The organism is uncultured Campylobacter sp., assembly GCF_938017615.1.
In the GTDB taxonomy this organism is placed as follows: Bacteria; Campylobacterota; Campylobacteria; order Campylobacterales; family Campylobacteraceae; genus Campylobacter_B.
Genome location: NZ_CALIJA010000129.1, coordinates 1 through 15423 on the forward strand (window position 1 = coordinate 1; position 15423 = coordinate 15423).

Annotated in this window: 15 protein-coding genes; 3 read left to right on the top strand and 12 right to left on the bottom strand. The window is 46.8% G+C overall.

Annotated elements, in window-relative coordinates; all coding sequences use genetic code 11:
• Positions 1-263: 263 nt before the first annotated feature.
• The 11 genes from Q0620_RS06600 to Q0620_RS06650 form a co-directional block, all read right to left on the bottom strand.
• Entirely contained in the window at positions 264-995 is a 732-nt protein-coding gene (locus Q0620_RS06600) for a CRISPR-associated endoribonuclease Cas6 (protein WP_298783911.1), read from the bottom strand.
• Positions 996-1067: 72 nt separating this feature from the next.
• The gene (gene glyS, locus Q0620_RS06605) at positions 1068-3095 is read right to left on the bottom strand and encodes a glycine--tRNA ligase subunit beta (protein ID WP_298783913.1); all 2028 of its coding nucleotides are present in this window, start codon (positions 3093-3095) and stop codon (positions 1068-1070) included.
• A complete protein-coding gene (locus Q0620_RS06610) occupies positions 3079-3213 on the bottom strand; it encodes a hypothetical protein (RefSeq protein ID WP_298783915.1) in 135 nt (44 codons plus the stop codon). Before Q0620_RS06610 ends, glyS begins: the two co-directional genes overlap by 17 nt.
• Positions 3210-4571: an endonuclease/exonuclease/phosphatase family protein gene (locus Q0620_RS06615; protein WP_298783917.1), complete on the bottom strand. Its 1362-nt coding sequence runs from the start codon at positions 4569-4571 to the stop codon at positions 3210-3212. The genes Q0620_RS06610 and Q0620_RS06615 overlap by 4 nt, the downstream gene beginning before the upstream one ends.
• On the bottom strand, positions 4559-5047 hold the full coding sequence (locus Q0620_RS06620) for a tRNA (cytidine(34)-2'-O)-methyltransferase (RefSeq protein WP_298783953.1): 489 nt from the start codon (positions 5045-5047) through the stop codon (positions 4559-4561). Before Q0620_RS06620 ends, Q0620_RS06615 begins: the two co-directional genes overlap by 13 nt.
• Positions 5040-5768, bottom strand: a complete 729-nt coding sequence (locus Q0620_RS06625) for a hypothetical protein (protein ID WP_298783919.1) — start codon at positions 5766-5768, stop codon at positions 5040-5042. Before Q0620_RS06625 ends, Q0620_RS06620 begins: the two co-directional genes overlap by 8 nt.
• Before the next feature lie 49 nt (positions 5769-5817).
• Positions 5818-6939 carry a CCA tRNA nucleotidyltransferase gene (locus Q0620_RS06630; protein WP_298783922.1) on the bottom strand — a complete coding sequence of 374 codons (1122 nt, stop codon included), beginning with the start codon at positions 6937-6939 and terminating at the stop codon, positions 5818-5820.
• Positions 6899-8260 (bottom strand): hypothetical protein, encoded by a 1362-nt coding sequence (locus Q0620_RS06635; protein WP_298783924.1) that lies wholly within the window; start codon positions 8258-8260, stop codon positions 6899-6901. The genes Q0620_RS06630 and Q0620_RS06635 overlap by 41 nt, the downstream gene beginning before the upstream one ends.
• Positions 8250-8492 (bottom strand): hypothetical protein, encoded by a 243-nt coding sequence (locus tag Q0620_RS06640; RefSeq protein WP_297959908.1) that lies wholly within the window; start codon positions 8490-8492, stop codon positions 8250-8252. The genes Q0620_RS06635 and Q0620_RS06640 overlap by 11 nt, the downstream gene beginning before the upstream one ends.
• A gap of 9 nt (positions 8493-8501) precedes the next feature.
• Positions 8502-9572, bottom strand: a complete 1071-nt coding sequence (gene leuB, locus Q0620_RS06645) for a 3-isopropylmalate dehydrogenase (protein ID WP_298783927.1) — start codon at positions 9570-9572, stop codon at positions 8502-8504.
• A gap of 9 nt (positions 9573-9581) precedes the next feature.
• Positions 9582-10064, bottom strand: a complete 483-nt coding sequence (locus Q0620_RS06650) for a 3-isopropylmalate dehydratase small subunit (protein ID WP_291937702.1) — start codon at positions 10062-10064, stop codon at positions 9582-9584.
• Positions 10065-10469: 405 nt separating this feature from the next.
• Between Q0620_RS06650 and rpoD the strand changes: the two genes are divergently transcribed.
• The 3 genes from rpoD (at position 10470) to Q0620_RS06665 (ending at position 13434) form a co-directional block, all read left to right on the top strand.
• Positions 10470-12350, top strand: coding sequence for an RNA polymerase sigma factor RpoD (gene rpoD / locus Q0620_RS06655; protein ID WP_298783929.1), 1881 nt, complete (start codon positions 10470-10472; stop codon positions 12348-12350).
• A 133-nt stretch (positions 12351-12483) separates the two neighbouring features.
• Positions 12484-13053 (top strand): DJ-1/PfpI family protein, encoded by a 570-nt coding sequence (locus Q0620_RS06660; protein WP_297945200.1) that lies wholly within the window; start codon positions 12484-12486, stop codon positions 13051-13053.
• Between the two features lie 237 nt (positions 13054-13290).
• The gene (locus tag Q0620_RS06665; RefSeq protein ID WP_298783931.1) at positions 13291-13434 is read left to right on the top strand and encodes a hypothetical protein; all 144 of its coding nucleotides are present in this window, start codon (positions 13291-13293) and stop codon (positions 13432-13434) included.
• A 414-nt stretch (positions 13435-13848) separates the two neighbouring features.
• Here Q0620_RS06665 and Q0620_RS06670 read toward each other — a convergent pair whose 3' ends face one another.
• A complete protein-coding gene (locus Q0620_RS06670) occupies positions 13849-15297 on the bottom strand; it encodes a DKNYY domain-containing protein (protein WP_298783933.1) in 1449 nt (482 codons plus the stop codon).
• Positions 15298-15423: the final 126 nt, after the last annotated feature.

Genomic DNA, 15423 nt, shown 5'->3' on the forward strand with positions numbered 1-15423 from the left:
ATTGTTATTTACCAATATTTCTTTACTTTTAATATCACAAAGATAAATTTTAATAGCATCGTATTCATAGCTCTTGTTGTTAATTTTAGTTTTTTGTTTGTCGTAAATTTCGCCGATACTAGAAAAAATTTTAACTATATCGCCCAAAATTTATCCTTTCTAAAATATACGCGAATTATAACTAATTTTAATTATATTATCAATAGTTATTGTGTTTTAATGAAATAATTTGCCTTTTTTAAATTTTTATTATACAATCGGTTTTAAAGCAAGCAATCATCCTTTTTAGGATTTGAAATTTGTGCTTTAATGCAGTCTTGCTTTACAACCTCCAAAACCCCTACTCCATAGTTCATACACCCACTTCCAGCGCCCGTGCCAAGGATCAAATTTATTAGTTCAGCATTAGCTACAATTTTCCATCTTGCCTGCCACGCATATACCGGCTCGCGGTTGTTGCCATAATAGAATTTCACAGACTCACCCAGCTTTTGCCACAATAAATTTAATTCCATTTCGCCATCATATTTTCGCCCCATAATCGTTTCAAATCGCTGTAAAATATTCGTCTTCATCATCTCTAAATGCCTACTATCTTGCGGCTGCAAATAAATCTTATGCCCCAAAAGCCCACTTACTGCGCACGCCACGTAGCCTTGCACAATAGCTTCGTTCTCGCAAATTTTATGATTTTTCGCTTCGACGGTAGTTTGCGTAAATAGAATTTCACCCAAGCTTAGCCCGTCTTTTAGCACTGCTAGCGCGATTTTACGTTCAAACTCCGGCTCGCATGAAGCAAATCGCACGCGCAAGTCCTCTCCTCGCAAGATAAAATCAAACACCGTGCGTTTAAAAATTTTACCGCTTGATTCGTGCCTATATCCTACGTGCTCTGAAGCCGGTAGATAGCGATAAAAAAAGCCCTGAATCAGCTGCGAGAGAGATTTTGTGATTTTTAGATTTTTAGTTGGTAATTTTGCGTTGATGATTAGCATTTGCGCTCCTTTGCGCGGTAAAATTTTGCCCAAGGTTCGTGTAAACCTTGGGCAAACGAGCTCTAAGTGGGATTAAAATCCTATCTCTTTGATATCGGCAAACTGCAAAAACGCGCGATAAATTTGCCCGATATTTGCGATACGATTTGCGCGTATCGCGGCATCCTTGACGTTTATCATTACGTTATCGAAAAAATCATCAATCACGCCTTTAAGCCCAAATAGCGAGCGCAAATACCCACTCACGTCGTTTTCGTTGAGCTTAATCGCCCTGAACGCCGCATTTAGCGCACGCTCAGCGTCGTGTTCGAATAGATTTTCGTCCACCGCGTCTATTTTTTCGTCCTTGATGATATTGGCTAGGCGCTTAAAAGTTGCGAAATTTTCCCCGAAATCCGCTGCTGCTACGATCTCGCCCAGCGCCTTTATGGCCTTGCTTAGTCGTAATAGATCGTTTTCGCCGCTTGCGATGGACGCCTTGATCACGGATGGATTTATCTCGTCAAAAATTCCATATAACCTATCTTTTATAAAATCCAGCAGCTTAGAAATGTCAAATTTCTTATAATTTGGCGCCAGCTTTTGCGCCAGCGCATTCGCATCAAAGCTCAATCCTTGATTTAGTAAAATTTTAATTAGCCCAGTAGCTGCGCGGCGAAGCGCATACGGATCTTTGTTACCGCTTGGAACTTTATCGATACTAAAAAGCCCCAGGAGCGTTTCAAATTTCATCGCCACAGCGATTACGCTACTAAATACACCGCTTGGCAGCTCGCTATCCTCGCCGCTAGGCAGATATTGCTCGCGTATCGCGCGGCATATATGCTCTGCTAGTCCAGCGTGTGCGGCATAGTAACTACCCATAATGCCTTGAAGCTCGCTAAATTCGCCCACCATCGTGCTGCTAAGATCTGCTTTACTAAACATTAGGGCATTTTCTATATCCTGCGCAAAATCTTTTTTGCCGATCTCCGCCTCAATCTGCGTAGCATAATCCGCGCTCAGTGCCCTTGCTACCGCTAGCTCGCGCACTTGCTTATCATAAACCGAGCCAAGGGCTTGCATATAGGAGATTTGTTTAAGTTTTTCAGGACTAAATTCCGCTTGCAAATCACTTTTCCAAAAAAACATAGCATCGCTTAGGCGCGCGCGTAAAACTTTTTCATTACCGCGTACTACAAGCTCGTCATCATCGGTGATCGCATTACTAACGACAATGAAGTGATTGCTTAAGCTTTTACCCTCGAAAACGGGAAAATAGCGCTGATTCTCCTTCATCGAAGTGATGATGACCTCTTTTGGTACGCTTAAAAAATCTCGCTCAAAACTGCCTAGCAGCGCCGTCGGATACTCGGTGATCGCCGTTACTTCATCCAGCAATGCAGGATCGACCTCGATCTTAAAGCCATGCTTTTTCTCGAGCTTTGCAAACTCGCTTAGAATTTTATTCTTTCTTTTTTGCTCGCTTAAAATTACGCCGTTACGCTCCAGCAGTGCGAAATAATCTGCGGCGTCTTTAAATTTAATCGCTTCATAGCCAAATTTTCGGTGCGGAAAAAATGCAGCCGCGCTTCGCACGCCATAAATTTCAAAATCTACGTTTTGACCGCCCAAAACGCAGGCTATGCTTCTTATCGGACGGATAAATTCAAACTTGCCGCTACCCCAGCGCATCGCGCGTCCAAAATTTAGCGATCGTAAAAACTCCTCTATCATTTCGCCTAGGATTTCACGACTATCACGCCCTTTTTGCACCGCAGCGTGGTAGAGCACCTCTTTGCCGCCTATCTGCCGAAATTCCAGCTCGCTTTCGCTTATGCCGCATTTTTTAGCAAAACTTAGCGCTGCAGGGCTCCACGCGCCGTCTTTGAGCGCGACGGATTTTGGTGCGCCCGTGCTTACGATCTGCGCATCATCGCCGCGTTGCGGAAAATCCTCGTGAAATAGCACGAATCTACGCGGGCTAAATTCGAAGCGAAAGTCACTATTTATGCGGTTAGCCTCAAGTACTGCGCGCCATTTTGGCGCGATATTCGCACGCTCTTTTAAAAACGGGATCGCAGGCAGCTCCTCGACCCCAATCTCAATGAGTAGTTCCATCTTTATCCTTTTTTCGTTGATTTCGTTTTTCGTTTTTCTCCATCATTTCGCGGTTAAATCCTACGATCATAAATATCATAAAAAGCACGAAAAGTACGGTTATAACGGCATGTATCATTCTACTATAAATTCCTTTTGCCCTTTATAAATCGTAAAATAGGCATTTTTAAATTCTAAATTTTTGCCGTTTTGCACAGGAGCGCTTTTGCGAAAAATTCTAAACTCGCCCGCGCCTTTTAGATCAATTATGCCGTCTTCAACGTCGCCTTTTATCGCGCTTATCACATCTCCTGCGCGCAGCTGCCGCACCGATGCGCTAGGCAAAACGTATGGTGCGATAGAGCCTACGTTGCCGCTTCTAGATACGATCTCAAAATCGTCTATCTCAAAGCTTTGCTTATAAAATTTCGTCTTTTTTACTAGCAGATCAAGTTTATCGCCTAGCTGCAGCCCGCTGCCGCCGTAGACAAAAACTCCGCTTCCATCTTGGGAGATCGCAAAGCCGTGGCGGTTTGTAAAGCTCACGACTGCGCCTTTTATCAGCACAGGCTCGCTTATAATGCGCCCGTAAAGCTCCTCTATCGTGACGGCCTTTGCGGAGCTGGCGGTATTTTTAGCTAAAAATTCTTGCTTTTTCGGCGTAGATTTTAAAGCGCCCTCGTCCGTCAGAATGAAGCTAATCGGGAAATGATCGGAAGCGGTAGAGGATTTAGCAACAGCGAAACTGTCCTTTTTATATCCAGGCTCGCTACTAAAAAAATCGTCGCTAAGCAAGATATGATCGAGCACTGCGCCGCTTTCATGAGATTCACAAGAGCCAAAATGCTTTAGCTGCGAGCAGGGATGTAGCGCCCACAAATCGCTAAATCCGTCGCGCTCGATAAGCTCGTTTAGCAAAGAATTTCGCCCGAAATTCGTATTAAAATCTCCCGCTACGATAACGCGTTGGTGCCCTTGCAAAACCTCGCGCAAAAAGGCGAAATTGCGCTTGCGCTCGCTTAGCGGATTGCGTGCAGAGAGCATATGTACGACATAAAAGCTAAAATCAGCGCCGCCAAGCGCAAAATCAGCGCGCAAAATATCTCTAGTTTTAAGCTCTATCGGGCGGTAGGTTTTTTGAAATTTTATCGGTATGCGCGACATCACCGCCACGCCCGCAGGTGCAGTCTGTGCGCGCGAAAAAGCGTAGAATTTATAGCCCGCTTTCTGCGCAAGCGCTTTTAGCACGGCTTCGTTTTCGATCTCTTGCAGCCCCAAAATATCGGCATTAAGCGCGCTTATCTCGTCCGCTACCGCTTGCAGCTTGCGCTCGTATTTTTGCTCGCTCCAGCCTCCGCGCCCGATCTCAAAGTCCGCATACTCCGTGCCGTCGTTTACGCCGTCGAATAAATTTTGCACGTTAAACGATGCGATTTTCAGCTCCGCCGCACCCGCACCGCAGAAAAACATCGCAAAAAGTAGCGCTAAAACTCGCAAACCGCGCTCCTAAAGTCGAATTTATCGATATTTTGGCGGATCGCTTCGTAGGTTACGATGCCCACGCTGGTAGCTAAATTTAAACTGCGCCCCGCCCCGCTCATCGGGATCGTGATGCAGTTTTCGCGCTTTGTGCGCATGATCTCAAGCGGCAGCCCGTGCCCTTCAGAGCCGAAAATCAAAAAATCGCCCGGCTGAAATTTTGCCTCATAATAGAGCTTGTTCGTCTTCGTCGTCGCAAAAAAGAAGCGTTGCTTAAATTTCTCGTTCGCCGCCATAAACTCGTCCCAATTTTCCCAAATTTTAAGATCCAAGTTCGCCCAATAATCGAGCCCCGCACGGCGCAGATGCTTATCGTCGATTAGGAATCCCAGCGGCTTGATCAGATGCAAGCGGCAGCTCGCATTGACGCACATACGCCCGATGGAGCCCGTGTTTGTGTGGATCTGCGGATATACTAACACGATATTAAACATCAAAAATCACCGATTTTGAACGATCATAATTTTGAGATTTAGAATTTCGAAAAGCTAAATTACGCGGCTTGGGATTTCGCGCAGTAAAGCCTTGCAAATTTAAATGGGCAAAATTCTGTAATTTGAAATTCTGCGAAATAAAATTTAGGTTCATGATTTTGCGACGCTGCAGGACGTCAGATTTTTTCTCACAGCAATACGGCTCTTGCGTCTTTCTATGGTGCGGTGCGAGAACTGCCCCCATAGCACAGGACGCGCGATACGGCTCGCTAAATTTTGCTTTAATGCGTTTAATATGACGCAGGCTGTGAGATTTTGTGCCAAGATGCCCTAATCTGCAAAATTTCATCTCGCTGTAATGCGAGCCGTGAAATTCCGTCTCGCTGCTGCACGGTTCATATAGTTTCCCGCCGCAGTGATGCGATCTGCGAAATTCGCGCGATCCACAAAACTTCGCCTCGTGGGCTTTTTCGGTATGGCGGCACGACGGATGAAATTTTAATAGGTCAAATTCCGCGTCGTGAAATCCTACCGAGCTAAGCTTTGCACTATGAAATCTTACGCCGCAAAAATTTAAATTTCGCTCGCCATAAAAGATAAAATTTCGCGCAACAAAAATCACGAAATTTTGCCTGCGATCAAAGCAAAAAGCGCGCTTTTGCAAAGACGCAGCATTCTTGCAAAACGCGTAAATTTCGTCGCGACGATAGAATTTTTTCATAAAACTAGCTCCTAAATAAAACGGCGATTTTACAAAAATCTCTCTAAATTTACGCTTTTAAAGCCGCCACAAACGCCCTAATCTCCGCTTCTTGCAGCCTCTCGATCTCCTTGCCGATCGCAGCGCCGCGCAGGTTGTGAGCGACATCCGCGGCACAAACCAAGCTTTTAAATTTCTTATCCCAAATCCCAAGCCGCTTCGCCGCTTGCACCCTACCTTTACAATATAGCCCGAGCCACTGCTTAAGCGGCATTTTTAGAGCGATTTTACATAGTCGCTCGTCGCTTACCCGCTTAAAAAACGGCTCGCTAAGTAGCCTTTTATAAAGAGAATTTAGCCCTAAATTCTTTAAAATCTTATTTTTATCTAATCCTAAAAAATTCAAAAACGCGTATAAAAAAAACATTTCATTTCTCACGAAAGATTCGCCGTGCTCTATGAATTGCATCAGCCGCTCGTGCGTGCGCGGATCAATCTGCAATCCAAAAACCCGCTCATAAAGCCCCAGCTCTTGCATTAGCATCATCCCATATCGGTGCGCAGGTGCACGAAAAAATTTAATCAGCTCTGCTTTAATGCGCTCGCAACTAAGATCGCTAACGTCAATGCCACGCATAAGCTCTAAGGTGCGAGGCTCGGCGCGAAGCTCAAATCTTGCGGCAAACTGCACCGCGCGATATACGCGCAAACTATCCTCCACGAAAGTGCGTGGATCGACCACTCGCAAAATCCTCGCATGCAGATCCGAAAGCCCGTCGTAAAAATCGAGCACTTTGCCGCTTATAGCGTCTATCATCATCGCATTGATCGTAAAATCGCGTCGCCTGCTAGCCTCATGTTCGTCCGTAGCCAAAGCGACACTAAAGCCCTTGTGTCCGATGCCAGTCTTACTCTCGGTGCGCGGAAGCGAGATGTCGAAGTTTTTGTATTTATAGACGAAGTAACTCTTGCCGACGCCCTGTGCGCCGAAGTCTTGCATAATTTGCTCGAAGCGGTGCGGATCCACATCGTAAAGCTCCACATCCACATCAGCACTCGCCCGCCCCAAAAAATGATCGCGCACGCAACCGCCTACTAGATAGATACGCGAGCTAAATTTTTTAAGATAATCTAAAAGCGCGATGAAATCGTCATTTTGATAGATTTTCAAGTCGGTTTTCGATACTTGCAAGCAAAAATTCCATAAATTTTAAATTTAGCTCCACACGCGCGTTCAAATCGCCCTTCTCAAAAGCGTTCAGCCCCTCAAAAAGCACTAAAATCCGCTCTTTTATCGCGCTCAAAAACTCCGCTTCGCTTGAAATTTTAAAATCTGCATTTGTGAGATATTTTGATTTGTCACCCGCTTGTCTCGCGGCCCCAAGGTGTCGCGCTTCCTCGGGCTGGTGCAGGGCGGAATTTTGAGCACCATAAGAGGCAAAACCTCCCGCTTGCATATCCTGCGCGGCAGAATTACAAAGCTGTGGCGTGGCGAGCTCATGGTCTCGCGCCTCAGGGATCGTAAAATTCTGTGGCTGTGAAACGAAATTTTGCTGCTGCGCGGCAGCATTGCGGATATTTAGTGCGGCGGAATTTTGAGCTTGAAGCGACGCAAAATCCTGCTTTTTAGAATGCGCTGTGCTGAAATAATCGTCAACTTCGTTTTCTTTGAAATCAGAGCCAGGCCCAAAATCGTCATTGCTTAGCTCCTTAAAATGCGCGCCTAAAATACGAGGCGTCAAATCTTGCTTACTTTGGGAGCCGTCATCCGTAGAATTTAGTGCTAATTCAAAATCTTTACTTTCGGCAGAGCTTTGCGCCATGTTTGCGTCCCTGCTTTGCGGCGAAATAAACTCATTCATATTGCTGCCTAAACTATCGTAAATTTCGCCTGCGATGCCCGATAAATCACGAAAGCTTTCGTCAAATTTTGCGGCGGAGCTTTTTAAAATTTCATCGCTTGCAAAGGTCGAATTTGCGGAATTTTTGCCGCTTGCAGAAGCAGAATTTTTAAAATTCTCTCCGTTTGGGGAGGCGGAAGCCGCAGAATTTTGACCGCCTGCAAGATCAGAATTTTTAAAATTCTCCTCGCTGGAAAAAGTAAAATTTTCATCTTTTACGGCAGATTTTTTTAAAGTAGCGTCCGCTACAAATTCCGTGCCGCTAGGCGTAGAGCTATTACTCGCCATGGAATTTGAATGATCGAAGGCCGAATTTAAAGCGTCCGATGAAACAAGACGCGAAGTGGAATTTTTAGTATCCAAGGAAGTAAAATTTTGCGCGTTTGATGAAGCGATATCCGGCGCAGATGTAGAATTTAAGGCATCAGGTGCAATGAGATCTTGCGCAAAAGAAGCGGGGCTTAAAGCATACTGCGAAGTCTGCGCTTCTGCTTCAGCGCTGTTTGCATTTGCAGCCCCCTCTTGCTGCGCCGCCAAATCTTGCGCGCGCTTTTGTGCTTTCATCTCATTGACTGCTTCGATGATATCTTCTAGTTCATTTTCATACATCAATTAGCCACCTCTTAAATTCTGCTTGTTTACGTGCATCGACGCTAAAAAAGCGCTCCAGCATCGCCATATTGACGCCAGAACTTACTCGATGATTTAAATTTAGCCGCGCAAAAAGCACCGCCGCATCGCCATCTTGCGGATTATCGCGTAAAATACCGCGGCAAATCCGCATCGCACCGTATATATCGCCTTTTTTCTCAAGCTCCATAGCGTATGCTAGCGCGCCATTCAAAGCTAGCTCCTAAGCCTTACTTGCGTAATCTGCGATGATCGAGCCGATCTCTGCGGTCGAGCAAATTTCTTTAGCATCGTACTGCGCGATGTCTTTGGTGCGGTATCCGTCGCGAAGCACGGCGCGCACCGCAAACTCGATCGCAGCTGCGGCCTCATTTTCGCCGAATGCGTATTTTAGCATCATCGCAGAGCTTAAAATCGTAGCAATAGGGTTTGCGATACCCTGCCCCGCGATATCGGGCGCGCTGCCGTGAATCGGCTCGTAAATTCCCACCTTGCCGCCGATACTCGCACTCGGAAGCAATCCGATCGAGCCGCATATCATGCTCGCCTCATCGCTTAAAATATCGCCGAACAAATTCTCCGTCAAAATCACGTCGAACTGCGCAGGCGCCCGCACGAGCTGCATCGCGGCGTTATCTACGTACATAAATTCTAAATTTATCCCCGCATAATTTTTGGCTAGCTCGCTTACGACCTCGCGCCACAGCTGGCTTGTTTCAAGCACGTTGGCCTTATCCACGAGCGTTATCTTTTTATTTCGCAAAAGCGCAGCCTCAAAGGCAACTTTTGCGACGCGCTCGATCTCGGCGGCGTTGTAGCACATCGTATTTAGCGCATCCTTTTCGTTTTTAACGCGCGGCTGCCCGAAATAAATCCCGCCCGTAAGTTCGCGCACCACCATTATATCGACGCCTTTGATGATCTCCGGCTTTAGCGTCGAAGCGTTTATCAGCTCATCAAAAATCATCGCAGGACGCAGATTTGCAAAAGCTCCAAGCTCTTTGCGAATTTTTAGCAGTCCGCTTTCGGGGCGCAGTTCGCGCGGCAAGCCGTCCCATTTAGCGCCGCCGATCGCACCGAAAAGCACCGCATCGCTCGATTTAGCGGTATTTAGCGTCTCATCTGGAAGCGGAACGCCCATAATGTCGATTGCCGCGCCGCCCATCAAGCGGTAGTCAAAATTTAGCTCAAAATTAAATTTATGGCTTACGGCATCAAGCACTTTTATCGCCTCTTCGATGATCTCAGGACCGATTCCGTCGCCTTTTATCACGCATACGTCGTATTTTTTCATCCAAATTCCTTACAAATTTATCTTTGTTTTTGCATAATTTATCGCTCCGCCCGCATCGAGTAGCTTTTGCATAAACTCGGGGATTGCGCCGAATTTATACTGAGTTTTTTGAGTTAAATTTTTAATTACGCCGCCCTTCAGATCGATGCTAAGCTCGTCGCCCTGCGCGATTTTATCCGTCTCGTCGCATTCGAGGATCAAAAAACCCGTATTGAAGCTGTTTCGATAAAAAATCCTAGCGAAGTTTTTTGCGATCACGCATGAAATTCCGGCGGCCTTAAGCGCCATCGGAGCGTGCTCTCGCGAGCTGCCGCAACCGAAATTTTTCCCCGCTACGATGATGTCGCCGCGAGCTATTTTGGACGAAAAATCCCTATCCGCATCCTCCATAATGTGCGTCGCAAGCACCGCCGCGTCGGATGTATTTAGGTAGCGCGCCGCGATAATGATGTCGGTGTCGATATCATCGCCGAATTTCCATACTTTTGCCATATTTCCGCCTTAAATTTTAAAATAGATGCGCGATTTTACCGACAAATTTATTAAAATCCGCTCAATCGCTCCGATACGAGGGCGGAATTCCTCGTTTGAAATTTAGGGCTAAATTTAAACGCAAAGGCGCAGAGATAGGAAGTACGTAGGCGTTAAATTTTAAATCGGCGACATAAAGGATGCGGAATTTTGGCGCGCTAATTTTCGTCTTGCGAACGCGGAATTTTAACGGGTAATCTTAAATTTAGCTAAAAATATAACCTAAATTTTAAAATTTAGCCTAATTTCTAGGATTTGAAAAATTATTAAATTTAGATGGTTCGCGCCGTATATAAGCAAAAATAAAGAGCGTTTCGGTATAATCCGATTTTCCAAAACAAATACACAACGACACAAGGAGATTTTATGGCGAGCCCAAAAGACGCCTTAACGCCCATCGAGCAGTTCTTCGACGACAATCAAAAAAGCTACATCACCTACGAAAGACTGATAAAATTTTTCGACAAAGCCCCCACCGCGACGGCCGTTAAGAAGGTCGAAGCGCTTACGAAAAAATTCGACGTCGAGCTGATCTCCGCCGCAGAAATCTCTAAAATCAAAAATTTAGAGGACGCGAAGCTCAAAGAAGCCACGCAAAAAAAGCTACTAGACGAGGGCTGGGACGAGGAGTTTGACCTATCCAGCGACGTCGAGCTTTTGGAGTGGAGCCGTTCGGACAGCCCGGTGCGGATGTATCTTCGCGAAATGGGACAGATCCCGCTGCTGACGAAAGAAGAAGAGATCGAGATCAGCAAAAAAATCGAGCTCGGCGAGGACATCATCATCGACGCGTTTTGCTCGGTGCCATATCTGATAGATTTCATTTTAGATTATAAAGAGCCGCTAATCAACCGCGAACGCCGCGTCAAAGAGCTTTTTAAGAGCTTTGACGACAGCGACGAAGAGGGTGAAGAGGAGGACGAAGAGGAACTATCGGAGGAGGATTACGACGACGAGGAGGATGAGGAGAGCGCGGACGAGGCGAAGCAAAAGCGCTCTAGAAAGAACGATAAGCGCGCTCTAAAGGTCATCGAAAGCTTCAAGGCTCTTGAAAAAGCCAAAAAGGACTGGATGAAATTTGCCGAGAAAAACGCCGAGGCGATTAAGCAGAGCAAGGGAATTTTATCGAAGCTAAACTTGGCGTTTAAAAAGAAAATTTTAAAAGAAAAGCTCATGGATCTGGGTCCAACCAGCAAGCTCATCACCGAGATCGTAAAATCGATGGAGACCGCGCTAAAAAGCGACGAGGGCTTTGAAAAGGAGCTCAAGCGCCTAGAATACAAGCTGCCGATGTTTAGCGCCGAACTGCGCGAAAATCACAAAAAAATTCTAAAAGAGATCACGAGGCTTAGCAAAGACGACATCATTGCGCGCGTGCCGGAAGCTACGATGGTCTCGACCTACGTCGATATAAAAAAGCTCTTTTTGACAAAAGAGGCGAGCAAAAAAAGCTTTAATCTCGAGCCCGAGCGGCTGAAAGAAATTTTAGAGCAGATCAAGCGCGGCAAGCGCATCAGCGACAACGCAAAGGCGCGCATGGCGAAGTCCAACCTGCGCCTGGTCGTCTCCATCGCCAAGCGCTACACCAACCGCGGGCTGCCGTTTTTAGACCTCATCCAGGAGGGTAATATCGGGCTTATGAAGGCTGTGGATAAATTTGAATACAAGCGTGGTTATAAATTTTCGACCTATGCGACGTGGTGGATCCGCCAGGCGATATCGCGCGCCATCGCCGATCAGGCCCGCACGATCCGCATCCCGATCCATATGATCGAGACGATAAATCGAATTAATAAAATCACGCGCAAATATATGCAGGAAGGCGGCAAGGAGCCCGATATCAACGTCATCGCGCAAGAGGTAGGCCTTAGCGTCGATAAAGTAAAGCAGGTCATCAAAATCACAAAGGAGCCGATCAGCCTGGAAGCGCCGATCGGAAACGAGGACGACGGCAAATTCGGCGATTTCGTCGAGGACAAAAGCTCGGTTTCGCCGATCGAGCAAATTTTAAAATCCGACCTAAAAGAGCAGATCGACGACATCTTAGAACAGCTCAACGACCGCGAGCGCACGGTAATCCGCATGCGATTCGGACTGCTTGACGACGAGAGCGACCGCACGCTTGAAGAGATCGGTAAGGAGCTCAACATCACTCGCGAGCGCGTCCGCCAGATCGAAAGCTCGGCGATCAAAAAGCTAAAACACCCAAAGATCGGCCGCAAACTAAAAACCTATATCGAGAGCTAGGGCAAAACGCAGATATAGCGATCTAGCGACACGCCGAGGTAGCGGGCTTTTTAAAGCGATGTTATCGCGCGTACTTGTAAAATCATAGAATTCTGCTCTAAACTGAGTAGTGTAGGTTATTCAAGGAGACTTTATGAAAACTTTAGTAATCGTTATTTTAGACGGCTTTGCCGACTGGGAGGCTTCGCTACTGGCTCCCGCACTACGACATTTCACGGACTATAGCATCCTTTATGCCTCAACCGATAAAAACGAGAAAGTATCGTTCGGAGCTTTACGCGCAAAACCTGATTTAACAATAGATGAAATTTCGCCAGATGCCGCGGCAATCGTGTTAATCGGCGCTAGAAATTCATGGCGCGAACTGCCTAGCGAAAACGCCTCAAAAATTGCTAATTTAATAGAGGAATTTAAACAACAAGGCAAGGTGGTAGGCGGTATTTGCGACGGGGCGTATTTCTTAGCGGCGGCAGGAGCGCTAAATGACTGCCATCACACCGCAAATAGTCTAGCAGACATCGTTAATTTGCCAAAATACAAAAATAAGCATGCCTTTATACAAACAAGTCGCGAAGCCGTAGTAGACGGTAAAATGATCACCGCAAACGGAAACGCATTTATTGATTTTACTATTCAAATGCTGCGCGCCTTAGGAGATATAGACGAAGCAATAATTGCCCAGTGCGAACAAATGTGGCGATAAGTAGGCAGTGCGCGTTTAGCAAATAAAATTTTGCCGAAGCAACACTCGAGCATATAAGCACAAATGAGATACAAAAAATACTGAAAATGAAATTTTGCCGAAGCGGTACGACATCGACGCTCGCTAGGTCTAACACAATACCTTAGTTTGCGTGCTTCCGTGCAAATACAGCATGGAATTTTACGCTCATTTTGCCACTAAAATTATATACGGTGCGAGCCTAAGCCAACAGACGCTATGAAATTTAAAACAAAGTGTGCCGCCAAAGCGGTACTTCAGCACGTGCCCATCGTCGTAAGCAAAAACGATGTCTTTCCCGTTTCGCCTTTAAATTTAGTGGAGCTCACCATGCCTCAAATAACCCTCGCACGGCGAAATTAAATAGGTCTCAAAAAGCAAAAGCCACAAAGCTTGCTTTGTACATCTTATTTGCCACTTTATACCGAGTCCCGTTATCTCCCGCCGCCTCATTATTGCGCGCCGACATACAATGCAATACCTGTAGCTTTTATGGCCCGTTTATCATATCCCACCGCCATGATGCCTTGCCCATAATGGAACGCTTTAAAAATAATGGTAGAGCCGTCTCTCTTTACTTACACTTGTCGTACTCGTAATCGCAGTATCCAAATTTTGCCGCATCGCCGTGCCGATAACCGCAGCACTCTTAAATTTACTGCTCCGCCGTGCCGTCTCTCTCTTAAAATTTACCTTCTGTAGCCAAGGGTACGCTGGACAACACGACGTCGGTATTTTTGTCTCACTCTAAATTTACCTTCCGTAGCACCGCTAAATTTAACCGCGCCGCAAGCTGCGCTTTCTAAGATAGCTATAAATCCAAGCTCCAAGCACCAAAACCGCCGCGAGGCAATACATATAAAAGGCCGCGCCGTTTTCATACTCCACGTCCTGCGCGCTAAAGATCAGCTGCGACATCTCGGGGTTTCGCGCCGCCTCGTCCGCGATCTGCGCCATCACCTCATCATCATGCACGCCAAGCGTGATCTTTCGCAGCTCGATGAAATTCGTCCGCTTATCCAGATGCCTGCCGCTGCGACCCGTGACGTAAACGCTATGCGAGTAGAAATTTAGATAGTAAAATCCCGCGTCGTCCTTAAAAAGCCTTTCCGAGATCTGCCGCACAGCGCCTTTAAACGGATTGTCGCCCGCCCTTTTTAGCGCGCTTAGCCGGCTACCGTCTGCTCCAAATTTATAATACACGTACCAAAACGCGTCTTTGAGCCAGCCCTCGGCGCCGCTACCGCGCGGTCGATTTAAAATTTTATCTTTGCTTAGATAAAATATGCCGTTTTTGCTCGCAAACAGCATATATTCTTGATGCCTGCCCTGAAAATTTAGCGGCGTATAGGGCTCGTTTGTGGGGTCAAATCTCTCGCTGTTCATCAGCACCGCGCCCGTAGCGGGATCAAAAAGAAACTCTATGCCTGCGTTTGGCTCCACGAGATACATCCGCTCGCTAGGCGTGAAATTTAGCCTCTCGCCGCCTGCGTAGACGCTGCGTCCGTCGCTCAGCCAATTATCGATCAGGCGAAAGTGCGCGGGCAGCTCGGGGCCGTCTTCGTGTATGATTTTTAGCCTTATCTGTTTTAGGTTTTTTGCGTCGGCACCCGCTAAAATTTTACCCTCGTAAAATACCCGCTCGCCGTCCGTGGCGACGTAAGGGCTCTCCGTCAGCGGCGAGATGGGCGCGCTAGTATCAAGTCTAGCGTATGGATAGTTGTACTCCTGCGGCCATTTGGAGAGCCCAAAGGCGTGGAAAAATACCTTGTAAATGTAGCTTATCGCACTGCCCGTGCGCTGCGTGACGTCCGAGCAGAAGTAGCTCACGCGCCCGTCGCTGTAGTAGCGAGAGCCGATCTTTTGCGTGCGAGCGGGATCCAGCCCCGTCATCTTGCGAGCGCCGCAAAATACGCTACTAGCGTCCATGCCGACGTTTGAGTAGGAGTATCTGCCGGTATCAAGCGCGCGAAAGCTCGCCGCGTCCGCGCCGCCCTCCAGCTCGTAAGGAGCGAGGTTCCAAGAGCGTAGATAAATTTTGCCGCTGATGTTGTAATAATCGCTGCCGCCGATCTTTTGTGCGTCCGCGGGCAGCTCGCGCGAGCTATCATACACCGATAACTCATAGATAAAAACGAGCGAGACGAAGAGCGGCACGAAAAGTACCGCAAATAGCAGCCTTAGCGCCTTTTTATCAAATTTGCTTAAATTATTCGTCTTTTTCATAAGGCAATTATATATCTTGCTAGTTTAAAACGTTAGAAATTTAAAAGCGTTTGCAGGGGAAATTTGAAAATTTAGGCTGCGGTAAATTTGGCGGCGAAAGCCGCGGGGTAAATTTATTTGACGGCA

What these genes read in the sequence shown, in the direction of transcription:
- Q0620_RS06600 (WP_298783911.1), bottom strand. Translation starts at nt 995, where the DNA reads ATGCTAATCATCAACGCAAAATTACCAACTAAAAATCTAAAAATCACA.
- glyS (WP_298783913.1), bottom strand. Translation starts at nt 3,095, where the DNA reads ATGGAACTACTCATTGAGATTGGGGTCGAGGAGCTGCCTGCGATCCCG.
- Q0620_RS06610 (WP_298783915.1), bottom strand. Translation starts at nt 3,213, where the DNA reads ATGATACATGCCGTTATAACCGTACTTTTCGTGCTTTTTATGATATTT.
- Q0620_RS06620 (WP_298783953.1), bottom strand. Translation starts at nt 5,047, where the DNA reads ATGTTTAATATCGTGTTAGTATATCCGCAGATCCACACAAACACGGGC.
- Q0620_RS06625 (WP_298783919.1), bottom strand. Translation starts at nt 5,768, where the DNA reads ATGAAAAAATTCTATCGTCGCGACGAAATTTACGCGTTTTGCAAGAAT.
- leuB (WP_298783927.1), bottom strand. Translation starts at nt 9,572, where the DNA reads ATGAAAAAATACGACGTATGCGTGATAAAAGGCGACGGAATCGGTCCT.
- Q0620_RS06650 (WP_291937702.1), bottom strand. Translation starts at nt 10,064, where the DNA reads ATGGCAAAAGTATGGAAATTCGGCGATGATATCGACACCGACATCATT.
- rpoD (WP_298783929.1), top strand. Translation starts at nt 10,470, where the DNA reads ATGGCGAGCCCAAAAGACGCCTTAACGCCCATCGAGCAGTTCTTCGAC.
- Q0620_RS06660 (WP_297945200.1), top strand. Translation starts at nt 12,484, where the DNA reads ATGAAAACTTTAGTAATCGTTATTTTAGACGGCTTTGCCGACTGGGAG.
- Q0620_RS06665 (WP_298783931.1), top strand. Translation starts at nt 13,291, where the DNA reads ATGAAATTTAAAACAAAGTGTGCCGCCAAAGCGGTACTTCAGCACGTG.
- Q0620_RS06670 (WP_298783933.1), bottom strand. Translation starts at nt 15,297, where the DNA reads ATGAAAAAGACGAATAATTTAAGCAAATTTGATAAAAAGGCGCTAAGG.